The sequence below is a fragment of the Halomonas sp. QHL1 genome (assembly GCF_001882345.1).
GTDB lineage: Bacteria > Pseudomonadota > Gammaproteobacteria > Pseudomonadales > Halomonadaceae > Vreelandella.
In genome coordinates, this window is sequence record NZ_MINL01000001.1 from 1,026,691 (window position 1) to 1,038,552 (window position 11,862).

The window sequence follows — 11,862 nt, forward strand, 5'->3', positions numbered from 1 at the left end:
CTCTCCTTTTATTCGCCTTAAACGCAAAACGCCACCACCCCTAGCGGGGTGGTGGCGCTTAACTAAGAATACCCTTTACTGACGAATACCTTCAAACGTGACGTATAGCTCAAGCTCATGCATGGATTCTGGGAAATCGCTCATGTCGATTCCGTAATCGCCCAGGGTCAGCGTAGTGCTGCCTTCGAAACCAGCGCGGTAGTTGCCCCAAGGGTCATCGCCTTCACCCATCAGTGTTACCGGCATTTCAATTTCTTGGGTTTCGCCATGCAGAGTCAGATCACCCGTCAGCACGCCTTCATCATCACCCGTTGATTCAAAGCCTGTTGATGTAAAAGTAGCGGTCGGGAACTCGCTGGCGTTGAGGAAATCTTCGCTCAAGATATGACGATCACGCTCTGCGTGGTTACTGGTCAGGCTATCCACCTGAACTTCGATTTCGGCAGAGGATGCATCGAGATCGTCTGCATCATAGGAGAACTGACCATCAAACTCTTCAAAACTACCCAGAATATACGAGAAGCCCAGGTGATTAATTTTAAATTGGATAAAGGCGTGTTGGCCTTCGGTGTCAATTTGATAATCAGCTGCTTGCGCTTGGCTCAAAGGTACCAGCGCTACGGCGGCAATCGCGGATGCAAATGCTGTCTTCTTGAACATATTGAATTGCTCCTTGCTTTACTTAATAGGCACCGCGGGCAGGAAGTTATCTTACTCGCGATGTTTAGAAAAAGTGAATTCGGCCAAAGCGATTACTCTGTAGCGCTGTGATCACCAGTTTGGCTATGCACAGGATTCAGCATACGAACCAACGTTTTATGCCGATCTAACCAGTGGTGCTTGAAAGCAGCAAGAGCATGCCCCGCTGCTAAAATCATTAGTGCTAAAGCAGCATACCAATGAATATCGCCTGCCAAACTGGCTTGATTGGGTAGGTCATAAACTAGCGCGGGCACCTCAAACCAACCAAACACGCTGACGCCTCTACCGTTAGCGGTGGAAATTAAATAACCACTAATCATCACCACTAAAACCAATACGTACAAAGAGATATGACCTAAATGGGCCGCAATAGTTTCTAAGCGGCTACCCTCTGCGTGGGGCGTTGGCTGGACGAGGCGCCAAACCAAACGCGCCAGTGTGGCAAACAGCAGCAACATGCCAATCGAGCGGTGTACCCACGGCCCCTGATTATACCAAGGGTCATAATAGCCCAGGTCGGTCATCCACCAGCCCAATGCAAACAGACCGATAATGGTAAGCGCGCTGAGCCAGTGAAACAGGATACTGACCAGACCCCAACCGCTGCGACTATTTCGCCACATCACTCTATTCCTTTATTTATCGCTAACCGTTAGCGAACGCGTTAATAATTAAAGCATATCGTGTAACAGCGCTAGGAACCGCTGAAAAAAGCAGAATACACCATTCGTAAAAACCACTGCTTGTCTCACGGGTATAAAAAACCGGCCAACGAGGTGGCCGGTTCTGACAAACAATGAGTCACTTTAACGCGCTACTAATGCATCCAGCCCGAGGGCTAAATCGCGCTGAATGTCTTCCTGGCTTTCTAATCCCACCGCCACGCGAATTAGCCCAGGCGCAATACCGGCAGCGGCCTTTTGGTCATCTGAAAGACGGCCATGGGTAGTGGTCGCAGGGTGGGTAATGGTGGTTTTAACATCACCAAGGTTGCCCGTGATAGAGAGCATGCGAGTCGCGTCGATCACCTGCCACGCGCCCTCCTGGCCGCCTTTTACTTCGAAACCCAATACTGCGCCAAAGCCCTTTTGCTGCTGTTTGGCCAAGGCGTGCTGCGGATGATCTTCTAAGCCGCTATAGAACACTTGCTCAACCGCCGGGTGAGCGTCCAGCCAGTGCGCCAGCGTCGAGGCGTTTTCACAGTGGGCTTTCATACGCAGCGACAGGGTTTCCAGGCCCTTGGTGAAAATCCACGCGTTGAAGGGGCTCAGGCAAGGACCGCAGGTGCGCACCACACCGAAGACTTCTTCAAGCAGCGCATGGCTACCTACCACGGCGCCACCGACTGCTCGGCCTTGACCATCCAGGTACTTGGTCGCCGAGTGAATTACTAAATCAGCGCCTAATGCCAGTGGTTGCTGGAGTGCCGGGGTAAGGAAGCAGTTATCAATCGCCAATAGTGCATCGTGGCGCTTTGCCAACGCTGCCAGGGCCGAAATATCGGCAATTTCTGACAGCGGATTTGAGGGCGTTTCAGCAAACAGTAGCCGGGTTTTTGGGGTAATCGCCGCCTCCCAGGCTGAAACGTTGGAAAGCTCCACATAGCGCGTGGTAATACCAAATTTACCCAGGTACTTATCGAACAGACTAACGGTCGAGCCAAACAGCGACCGGGAGGCAACAATCTCGTCTCCTGCTGAAAGTAGCGCCAGCGCGGTAGAGAGAATCGCTGACATACCCGAGCTGGTGCCCACACAGCGCTCACCACCTTCAAGGGCCGCCAGGCGGCGCTCAAAGGTGTGTACCGTGGGATTGGTAAAGCGCGAGTAGACGTTGCCCGGCTCCTGCCCACCGAATTTACGCGCCGCTTCTGCAGCGCTTTCGTAGACAAAGCTCGAGGTCGGGAAAATAGGCTCCGAGTGCTCTTGCTCAAAGGTACGCTGATGGCCTGCGCGGATCGCCAGCGTCTCTAGTGACCACGCATCCTGGTGACCGTCTTCCTGGTGATTGTCATCATGCATATGGCTTCTCTCCTAATCGTCCAGGTCATCGTCCTGATTATGCATATCAACCAGGGCATGGTCACCGGCGCTTTGATCCTTGGCGGAATCATTACGGCTAGCTTCCAAGGCGGCCAGATAGGCGTCGTCGATATCGCCGGTCACGTAGTTGCCGTCAAACACCGAGCAATCAAACTCTTCCATTTCAGGATTTACTTCGCGGCAGGCCGCTTTTAGATCCTCAAGGTTTTGATAGAAGATGCGGTCAGCGCCAATCAAATCACCCACTTCCTCTTCGCTACGGCCATGAGCAATCAGCTCAGACGCCGCCGGCATATCGATGCCATACACGTTGGGGAAACGTACCGGGGGCGCCGCCGAGGCAAAATAGACCTTGCGTGCTCCGGCATCGCGGGCCATTTGAATGATCTGCTTACAGGTCGTGCCGCGCACAATAGAGTCATCCACCAGCAGGACATTTTTGCCTTTAAACTCAACGTCTATAGCATTGAGTTTTTGGCGAACCGATTTTTTACGCTGGGTTTGCCCCGGCATAATAAAGGTACGGCCAATATAGCGGTTCTTCATGAACCCTTCGCGGTAGGTCACCCCGAGGTGCTGCGCCATTTCAAGGGCGGAGGTGCGCGACGTATCAGGGATCGGGATGACCACGTCGATATCGTGATCCGGCCACTCGTTGAGAATGCGGTCACCCAGCTTGCGCCCCATCTGCATCCGGGTGCCGTAAACATAGGCGCCGTCCAACAGCGAATCGGGGCGCGCTAGATAAACATGCTCAAAAATACACGAACGTAATTCGGGGCGGTCAGCACATACCTGGGTGTGAATATTGCCTTCAATATCGACAAAGATGGCTTCGCCTGGCGATAGGTCGCGCTCAAGCTCAAAACCACCCACATCCAAGGCAACGGATTCAGAGGCGATCATCACCGCCTGCCCGTTCTCCTCTTCGCGGGTACCAAACACCACAGGGCGAATACCGAAGGGGTCGCGGAACGCCACCATGCCGAAGCCGTTAATTATCGCGACAGCGGCATAACCACCTTTACAGCGACGGTGAACGCGACGCACGGCGTCGAAGATATCTTCCGCCTCCAGGTGCAAACCCTGCTTGCCCAGCTCGTGAGCAAAGACGTTGAGCAGCACTTCAGAATCTGAGCTGGTATTGATATGACGCAGATCGGTCGAGAACAGCTCTTGTTTCAACTGCTCTGAGTTAGTCAAGTTACCGTTATGCGCCAGTGCAATACCATAAGGAGAGTTAACGTAGAACGGCTGTGACTCGGCTTCACTTGAAGAGCCTGCCGTCGGGTAACGCACGTGACCAATGCCTAGGTTACCTTTTAGGCGGGCCATATGGCGGGTGTGAAATACATCACGTACCAAGCCGTTACTCTTGCGCAGTAGGAAGCGTCCCTCGCTCCATGTCATCATGCCGGCAGCGTCCTGGCCACGATGCTGAAGTACGGTCAGGGCATCATAGATTCCCTGATTTACCGCCTGCTTGCCCAGAAGGCCCACTATACCGCACATTCACGTTACCTCGCTTAATGCCATGGCTTACCTAAGTCACATACCTAGGCAAACCCGAACGTTCGTAGAATCAACTTCAGTAACAGGTCAATCACCTGTCGGGATAACCTCACGCTCCGCCGCACCGGGCAGTCGCAGTTCAGGTAGAGAGATGTCGCGCAGCGACGATGGCGCCTCAGGCAGCTCGCGATCCCACTGATCTAACTGGCTCACCGCCCAATCGCGCAGCTGAATAAAGGTCGGGCGCAGCTCGGCTTGTTGCCACGCCTGCAGCTCCGCCAGCGGTGTGAGCGTAATCAGCACGGTAGCAATAAGCAGAATCACCGCCCCGCGGGCAACACCAAAAGCGGCCCCCGCCACGCGGTTCAAAAGCCCCATGCCCACCCATTCAATCGCCGCATGCACCAGGCGAATCACTATGCCGCAGAGCAAAATAACGGCAAAAATCACCAGTATAAAAGCGAGTACCAAGCGGGCATCAAAGCTATCGATAAACCCGCTCATCAGTTCGGCCACCGGCTCGGCGAGCACTCGGGCAACCATTAAAGCAACCACCCAAGCGGCCAAACCCAACGCTTCGCGAACAAATCCTCTTACGAAACCGGCTAGCATCGACAGTGCCAATACGGCCAAGAACACCGCATCAATCCAAGTTAACGCCATGGGTTAGTCTCTTACCCGAACAAGAAGGCCCTGCACATTAGCTCGCTCTTTAATCGAGGACATAGCGGACTCACCCTCCTCAGAAGTGGCATACGGGCCCACAAAGACGGTGGTCATATCGTTATCGCGCTCACGCTGATAAACAGTAAAACCTTCTCCCGAAAGCTGTTCGCTAAGGCGCTGCGCGTTTGCTGGCTCTCCGAAACTGCCGACTTGCACTGCCCACTCACCCTGAGCGCTCGCCGGCGGGCTGGATGCGCTAGATGACGAACTTTGCGACGAACCTTGCGATGAACTTTGCGACTCGCTTTGTGCCGAGCCTTCAGCGCTGCTTTGAACGCTGCTACTATTGCTGGCAATTAAATCAGCGATAGGATCGCTATTAGGGGTTGCCGGGGCTTCTGAACTGGAAGGTGACTGATTAGAAGCTTCGATTTGATCGGTTTCCGGCAGCCGCGGATCGACGTCAATAGGTATCTCGCCGCCGTCACCCTCTCCACTGGGAGTCGACGATAACGACGGCTCACCAATGGTTGACGGTCTTTCCGGTGCGGGGACGTCCCGGCGCTCCACTTCAACCGGCTGTTCAATCACAAAGCTCGGCTGGGGACGCTCTTCTCTAGGTGCAGGGTCACTCATTAGCCACGGCACAAAGATTGCCAGTAGCGCGAGTAGAATCACAATACCGCTAATGCGTTCCGTTTTACCGTATTTCATTTCCGTCTCCATCAAGCGACGCAGCGCCTGTTGGCAGTGGCCGAGCTAACAGCGCCGCTACTGTAAAGAACGACCCGGTGGCCAAGACACGATCATTGGGCGTTAACACGTTAGCGAGCCAATCGACGCCTGCTTGCGGCGAATCGGCGCAAAAATGCACCCGCCCTCCCTGAGCTATAATACGTTGCGACAACTCGCTTGCCTGGCAACCTCGCTCCCCGCTCAGCGACACGCACACCCATTCACTAATGCGAGACGCTAACGCCTGTATGACACCGTCAATATCCTTATCATTCAACATGCCGATAAGGCCCCACTGTCGGCCGTCTTCCGGCGGTGACGGCAAGTGGCGAACGACATACTCGGCGGCATGCGGATTATGCCCCACATCCAGGCACCAAGGCCCAATCCATTGCAGCCGCCCTGGCAACTGCACCGAACTGAGCGCTACTTGCACACGGGACTTTTCTAACTCAAGCCCGGCAAGCATGAGCGACTGCAAAGCGGTGGCGGCGTTATCGATAGGCAGCCCAGGATCAGGCAGCTCGTTAATAACAACGCTTTGACCATCTGAATGCAGCCCCTGCCAGCGCCATCGAGAAGCCTCACCGGCTATAGCCTGATGGGCAAATTGCTGGCCCAAACTAAACGTAGGTGCCGCTAGCACCTGGGCACATTCAGCCACACTGGAAGGTAAGGTTTGACTACCTAACACGGTGGGTCGATTGGCCCGAAAAATACCGGCTTTCTCACGCCCAATCTGAGCTAAATCGGTGCCCAAAAAGTTAGCGTGGTCCTGCGCGATAGTGGTAACAATGGCCACATCTGCGTCAATAATATTGACCGCATCAAGTCGACCACCCAGCCCTACTTCAAGTACCACAAGATCCAGCTCTGCATTGGCCATGCACCACAGGCCGCAAAGTGTGCCCGCTTCAAAATAGGTCAGGCTAATTTCACTACCCTGCAATCGCGCGCGCTCAACCTGCTCAAAACCTTGCACTAGCAGCTGATCGTCGGCTTCCTGGCCGTCGATGTTAACGCGTTCGTTATAGCGTAATAAATGGGGAGAAGTGTAGGTACCCACACGCCAACCATGGGCACGGGCAATGCTATCAATCATGGCAAGGGTGGAGCCCTTGCCATTAGTACCTGCCACCGTAATAACGCAGGGGGCGATGGGATTGGAAAGCAGCCCCATACGTTTTGCCACTTTGGAAACCCGCTCCAGGCCCATATCAATCCCGACCGGGTGCAGGGTTTCCAAATGCTGCAGCCACTGTTGTAGCGAACGTGGCTGTATAGAGTGTGGCGCTAGGGAGTCAGGCATTGCGTGAATGGTCATCACTCTTAGCGGAAGCAGTGTCCTTCTTCGTCTCCTCGACCTTGTCAAAAGTGACGTTAGCAGTGTCCGCTAAGGTAGCTTCTTCGAAAATCGGTTCAACAACGTCGGCATCATCTGGGTTTATCGAACTCACCGGCGTCGCTTCATGATGCGTTAACTTACGCAGCACGCTCCCCACGCGGGCACGCATTTCATGGCGATGGACGATCATGTCGACGGTACCGTGCTCAAGCAAAAACTCGCTGCGCTGGAACCCTTCTGGCAAGGTTTCACGCACCGTTTGCTCGATAACCCGCGGGCCGGCGAAACCAATCAAGGCATTGGGTTCGGCAATATTCAAATCACCCAGCATCGCTAACGAGGCTGAAACACCGCCAAAGACGGGATCCGTAAGCACCGAAATATACGGCACACCCGCTTGTTTGAGCTTTTCAAGCGCGGCAGATGTTTTGGCCATCTGCATCAACGAGAAGAGTGCTTCCTGCATACGTGCACCACCGGAGGCAGCAAAGCACACCAGCGGGATGTTCTCTTCCAGCGCCAGGGTAGCAGCACGAACAAATTTCTCGCCGACCACCGCCCCCATTGAGCCGCCCATAAAGGTGAACTCAAAGGCAACGGCAACCACCGGCAGACCATCCAGCTCACCGCGCATAGATACCAGCGCATCTTTTTCGCCGGTATCTTTTTGCGCTGCGGTCAGGCGGTCTTTGTATTTTTTAGAGTCACGGAACTTCAACCGATCATTGGGTTCTATTTCCGCCGCGATCTCTTCGCGTCCTGCTTTATCCAAGAACCAGTCCAAGCGTTTGCGTGCCGTCAAGCGCAGATGGTGATCGCACTTAGGGCATACGCTGTTATGTTTCTCTAGCTCCGGGAGGTAGAGAACCGCTTCGCACTTGGGACATTTACGCCAGAGGCCGTCGGGCACGCTAGCGCGACGGTCTTTACGCTGGATGCGACCCATGGAGGGTACGATCTTGTCTAACCAGCTCATATCAAAAAGGCTTCCGTTATACGTCAACGCCTGGCAAAACCAGGCTTGATGAGTGTCGTGAATCTAATCAGTATTATAGGCGATAAAGCATTTTGCCTTAGGCATCCATCGCCGTACGCATCTCTGCTAATACACTTTTCAATTGGCCCGCAATGGTTTCTGGCGCATCGACACTTTCAGCGATGCGATTAACCAAAGCACTGCCTACAATCACACCATCGGCGACTTTAGCTACTTCAGCGGCCGTCACACCATCGCGGATACCGAAACCAACACATAGCGGCAAATCGGTCATCCCCCGCAGCGGCGCCAAGTGCTCGGCCACATCGCCTGCGTTCAGGGTGGCGGCACCGGTCACGCCTTTCAGCGAAACGTAGTAGAGGTAGCCCTCGCCATGGGCGCATATTGTAGCGGCACGCTCGTTAGAAGTGGTAGGCGCAACGAGAAAAATCGCCGCTAAATCACGCGATTTTAGCAGCGGCCCTATCTCCTCGGCCTCTTCAGGCGGCATATCGACAATCAGTACACCGTCGACGCCCACGCTGGCAGCTTGATCGGCAAAGTTTTCGTAGCCAATGCGCTCAATGGGATTCAAGTAGCCCATCAGCACAACCGGGGTCGTAGTATCGGTTTGGCGGAACTCTTTAACCATCTGCATAAGGTCGACCAGCCGTGTGCCTTGCTTTAACGCACGCTCACAGGCTTTTTGAATGACCGGACCATCCGCCATGGGGTCGGAAAAAGGCACGCCTAGCTCAATCACATCGGCGCCTGCTTCCACCAGTGCATGCATAAAGCCCACGGTGTACTGCGGCGCTGGATCCCCTGCGGTGATGTAAGGGATCAAGGCCTTGCGGCCCTGCTGCTTAAGTTCACTGAAACGCTGATCAATACGGTTCATGCTCGCCCTTAAAAAAGCTGACCTTAAAATTCGATGCCATCAATCTTTGCAACGGTCATGATGTCTTTGTCGCCACGTCCGGAGAGGTTAACCACGATATGCTGGTCAGGACGCATGGTAGGCGCCAATACCTTGGCATGGGCCAGCGCATGGGCTGACTCAAGGGCAGGCATAATACCTTCCATATGCGTCAGCTCGCGAAACGCTTCGAGCACTTCTTTATCGTTAGCCGCCACATAGGAGACCCGCCCTACGTCTTTCCAGAGCGCGTGCTCAGGGCCCACGCCCGGATAATCCAGGCCGGCTGAAATGGAGTGCGTATCCGAAACCTGTCCAGCTTCGTCTGACATCAAGTAGGTGCGGTTACCGTGGAGCACGCCGCGCGGCGCATTGGATGCCAGCGGTGCCGCGTGGCGGCCGGTTTCAACGCCATCGCCACCGGCCTCAACGCCGTACATGGCCACGTCGTCATCTTCCACAAAGGGGTAGAACAGACCCAAGGCGTTAGAGCCACCGCCAACACAGGCAATCAGTGCGTCAGGTAGACGGCCGATTTGCTCCAGCGACTGGCGGCGCGCCTCACGCCCTACCACCGCGTTGAAATCGCGCACCAGCAGCGGATAAGGGTGCGGGCCCGCCACGGTACCGATGATATAGAAAGTGTTATCAACGTTGGTGACCCAGTCACGCAGTGCTTCGTTCATGGCGTCTTTGAGGGTGCGGGTACCGGACTCTACCGGGATGACCCGTGCGCCCAATAGGCGCATACGGTAAACGTTCAGCTTTTGGCGCTGAACATCTTCAGCCCCCATATACACGTCGCACTCAAGCCCTAGGCGAGCGGCCACGGTCGCCGAGGCGACACCATGTTGGCCCGCCCCGGTTTCCGCGATAATACGTGGCTTACCGGTTTTTTTGGCCAGCAATGCCTGACCAATGGTGTTGTTTACCTTGTGAGCGCCGGTGTGATTCAGATCTTCGCGCTTCAACCAAATCTGTGCGCCCCCAAGACTCGCCGACCAGCGTTTGGCGTGGTACAGCGGTGACGGACGACCCACGTAGTGGGCAAGATCGTAGTCAAACTCGGCCTGGAAGTCGGGGTCATCACGCAGGCTTAAGTACGTTTTCTCCAACTCTTCCAACGCAAAGCTCAGGGTTTCTGACACAAACCGACCGCCGTAAGGGCCAAAATGACCGCGGGCATCCGGCATTCGGGTCAGATCACTGAACTTGGTTTTTGGTGCAGGCGTCGCAGAAACAGTCACAGGGATACCTCACAAGATCGCCAGAACAGGCAAACAATAAATGAATCGACGTAAACACGTAGCTCGATAAAATACCCATAAGCAATACGCATAAATTACACACAAACTAAGCACACATAAACTTATGCGGCGAACGCTAACGGATGTCGGCTAACGCCACGTGACGGACGAAAGACGCCATCTTGTCAGCATCTTTACAGCCGTGGGAAGCTTCAATACCGCCGGATACATCCACGGCATAAGGCGCTACCTGACGCACAGCATCAGCAATGTTATCAGCTCTCAACCCACCGGCGAGGATAACAGGTTTTGCAAGATTTGCGGGGATTCTCGACCAATCAAAGGTCTCCCCCGTGCCGCCCGGTGTTCCTGGTCGATAGGCGTCAAGCAGCAGCGCCTGGGCGTGATGATAGCGCTCTGCCTCATGGGCAAGATCTATCTCATCGCGCATGCGCAATGCTTTCATCCAGGGTAACGAAAAGCGCTGGCACTCATCGGGCGTTTCATTGCCATGAAACTGAAGCATATCGAGATAGGGCAAGCACTGTTCAATGAGCTCTGCAGGCTGGTCGACAAACAGCCCCACGCGGGTCACAAAGGCGGGCACGCGGGCAGAGAGCGCCGCCAGTTGTTCGACGCTCACGCTGCGCGCACTTTTTGGCCACATGACGAAACCCAAGGCGTCCACGCCCAGCGCCACGGCGCAGTCAATATCCTCACCACGCGTAAAACCACAGAACTTGATGCGGGTGCGGGTTGGCGGAGCAGTACTCATGACGACGCCTCCTGTTCAGGGGTAGCTGCCGGGTAACGCAGCGAGCGATTGCGCCGATAGGCCACCCGGGGCGTATCAGGAAGCTCGCGCTCTCCCGTCCACTCTCCGGTAAACGAGAGCAGATGCGGCCCCAGCGGCTCTTTAGGCAAATCAAAGCGCTCATCGTAAACCGAATCGACAAAATGCAGCCCGCACGCGGGTGCCGTCACATCCCCTTTACGACGGTTTTTAAGCGCCAAGAGTTCACCAATATAAGCTTCATCCTGGGCACCGCGTCCGACGCTCACCAGCGCCCCGGCAATGTTACGAATCATGTGGTGCAAGAACGCGTTGCCTTGAATATCGATCATGACCAACTGGCCGTAGCGCTTTACGTCCACAAAGTGCATATGCCGCCAGGGGGTTTTGGACTGACACCCAGCGGCACGGAAGCTGGAAAAATCGTGCTCGCCTACCAGCGCCTGGGCGGCCCGGTGCATGGCATCGGCGTCTAAGGGGTCACGGCACCACGTCACATTGGCCCGCTCCAACACCGGACGGCTTATCTGATTCAGCAGCACGTAGCGGTAGCGGCGCCCCAAGGCGCATAGGCGTGAATGAAAGTCATCGCCCACTGGCTTCACCCAGCGCACGGCCACATCGCGGGGCAAATGGGTGTTAGCGCCAAAAATCCACGCTTTTTCAGAACGCCCCGCGATGGGGTCAAAATGCACGATTTGGCGCGTGGCATGCACACCCGAATCAGTGCGACCGCTGGCATGCACCTGAATAGGCTCATTGGCCACCTTGGACAGCGCAGCCTCTAACGAAGCCTGGACAGATGCGGCGTGCTTAAGGCGCTGAAAACCACAGTAATGGGTACCGTCGTACTCGATACCCATTGCCAAGCGGCCGGTAAGCGGAATTTTCTCATCGAAGTGATAGAACAGCGTCATCAAGCCAC

General features: G+C 55.1%; 12 protein-coding genes. All 12 read right to left on the reverse strand.

The genetic code is table 11. The annotated features are described in order from the left end of the window. Window positions 1-75 precede the first annotated feature (75 nt). Window positions 76-660, reverse strand: coding sequence for a YceI family protein (locus QHL1GM_RS04685; RefSeq protein ID WP_071693430.1), 585 nt, complete (start codon window positions 658-660; stop codon window positions 76-78). A gap of 92 nt (window positions 661-752) precedes the next feature. Then, window positions 753-1,325: a cytochrome b gene (locus QHL1GM_RS04690; RefSeq protein ID WP_071693431.1), complete on the reverse strand. Its 573-nt coding sequence runs from the start codon at window positions 1,323-1,325 to the stop codon at window positions 753-755. A gap of 183 nt (window positions 1,326-1,508) precedes the next feature. Beyond that, the gene (locus tag QHL1GM_RS04695) at window positions 1,509-2,723 is read right to left on the reverse strand and encodes an O-succinylhomoserine sulfhydrylase (RefSeq protein ID WP_071693432.1); all 1,215 of its coding nucleotides are present in this window, start codon (window positions 2,721-2,723) and stop codon (window positions 1,509-1,511) included. Between the two features lie 12 nt (window positions 2,724-2,735). Beyond that, window positions 2,736-4,256 (reverse strand): amidophosphoribosyltransferase, encoded by a 1,521-nt coding sequence (gene purF / locus QHL1GM_RS04700; RefSeq protein ID WP_009286952.1) that lies wholly within the window; start codon window positions 4,254-4,256, stop codon window positions 2,736-2,738. Window positions 4,257-4,343: 87 nt separating this feature from the next. Then, window positions 4,344-4,919 carry a CvpA family protein gene (locus QHL1GM_RS04705; RefSeq protein ID WP_071693433.1) on the reverse strand — a complete coding sequence of 192 codons (576 nt, stop codon included), beginning with the start codon at window positions 4,917-4,919 and terminating at the stop codon, window positions 4,344-4,346. 3 nt (window positions 4,920-4,922) lie between these two features. After that, window positions 4,923-5,636 carry an SPOR domain-containing protein gene (locus QHL1GM_RS04710; RefSeq protein ID WP_071693434.1) on the reverse strand — a complete coding sequence of 238 codons (714 nt, stop codon included), beginning with the start codon at window positions 5,634-5,636 and terminating at the stop codon, window positions 4,923-4,925. Then, entirely contained in the window at window positions 5,623-6,966 is a 1,344-nt protein-coding gene (folC, locus tag QHL1GM_RS04715) for a bifunctional tetrahydrofolate synthase/dihydrofolate synthase (protein WP_071695916.1), read from the reverse strand. Before folC ends, QHL1GM_RS04710 begins: the two co-directional genes overlap by 14 nt. Continuing rightward, the gene (accD, locus tag QHL1GM_RS04720) at window positions 6,959-7,978 is read right to left on the reverse strand and encodes an acetyl-CoA carboxylase, carboxyltransferase subunit beta (protein ID WP_071693435.1); all 1,020 of its coding nucleotides are present in this window, start codon (window positions 7,976-7,978) and stop codon (window positions 6,959-6,961) included. Before accD ends, folC begins: the two co-directional genes overlap by 8 nt. Before the next feature lie 97 nt (window positions 7,979-8,075). Next, the gene (gene trpA, locus QHL1GM_RS04725) at window positions 8,076-8,879 is read right to left on the reverse strand and encodes a tryptophan synthase subunit alpha (protein WP_071693436.1); all 804 of its coding nucleotides are present in this window, start codon (window positions 8,877-8,879) and stop codon (window positions 8,076-8,078) included. Between the two features lie 23 nt (window positions 8,880-8,902). Then, window positions 8,903-10,090, reverse strand: coding sequence for a tryptophan synthase subunit beta (gene trpB, locus QHL1GM_RS04730; RefSeq protein WP_171051224.1), 1,188 nt, complete (start codon window positions 10,088-10,090; stop codon window positions 8,903-8,905). Window positions 10,091-10,280: 190 nt separating this feature from the next. Beyond that, window positions 10,281-10,919 (reverse strand): phosphoribosylanthranilate isomerase, encoded by a 639-nt coding sequence (locus QHL1GM_RS04735; protein ID WP_071693438.1) that lies wholly within the window; start codon window positions 10,917-10,919, stop codon window positions 10,281-10,283. Beyond that, entirely contained in the window at window positions 10,916-11,854 is a 939-nt protein-coding gene (gene truA / locus QHL1GM_RS04740) for a tRNA pseudouridine(38-40) synthase TruA (RefSeq protein WP_071693439.1), read from the reverse strand. Before truA ends, QHL1GM_RS04735 begins: the two co-directional genes overlap by 4 nt. Window positions 11,855-11,862 lie beyond the last annotated feature (8 nt).

Bases quoted from the DNA above. Each gene is read 5' to 3' on its own strand.
- trpA (WP_071693436.1), bottom strand. From the start codon at position 8,879: ATGAACCGTATTGATCAGCGTTTCAGTGAACTTAAGCAGCAGGGCCGC.
- QHL1GM_RS04735 (WP_071693438.1), bottom strand. From the start codon at position 10,919: ATGAGTACTGCTCCGCCAACCCGCACCCGCATCAAGTTCTGTGGTTTT.
- folC (WP_071695916.1), bottom strand. From the start codon at position 6,966: ATGCCTGACTCCCTAGCGCCACACTCTATACAGCCACGTTCGCTACAA.
- trpB (WP_171051224.1), bottom strand. From the start codon at position 10,090: ATGCCGGATGCCCGCGGTCATTTTGGCCCTTACGGCGGTCGGTTTGTG.
- QHL1GM_RS04705 (WP_071693433.1), bottom strand. From the start codon at position 4,919: ATGGCGTTAACTTGGATTGATGCGGTGTTCTTGGCCGTATTGGCACTG.
- truA (WP_071693439.1), bottom strand. From the start codon at position 11,854: ATGACGCTGTTCTATCACTTCGATGAGAAAATTCCGCTTACCGGCCGC.
- purF (WP_009286952.1), bottom strand. From the start codon at position 4,256: ATGTGCGGTATAGTGGGCCTTCTGGGCAAGCAGGCGGTAAATCAGGGA.
- QHL1GM_RS04690 (WP_071693431.1), bottom strand. From the start codon at position 1,325: ATGTGGCGAAATAGTCGCAGCGGTTGGGGTCTGGTCAGTATCCTGTTT.
- QHL1GM_RS04710 (WP_071693434.1), bottom strand. From the start codon at position 5,636: ATGAAATACGGTAAAACGGAACGCATTAGCGGTATTGTGATTCTACTC.
- accD (WP_071693435.1), bottom strand. From the start codon at position 7,978: ATGAGCTGGTTAGACAAGATCGTACCCTCCATGGGTCGCATCCAGCGT.
- QHL1GM_RS04695 (WP_071693432.1), bottom strand. From the start codon at position 2,723: ATGCATGATGACAATCACCAGGAAGACGGTCACCAGGATGCGTGGTCA.
- QHL1GM_RS04685 (WP_071693430.1), bottom strand. From the start codon at position 660: ATGTTCAAGAAGACAGCATTTGCATCCGCGATTGCCGCCGTAGCGCTG.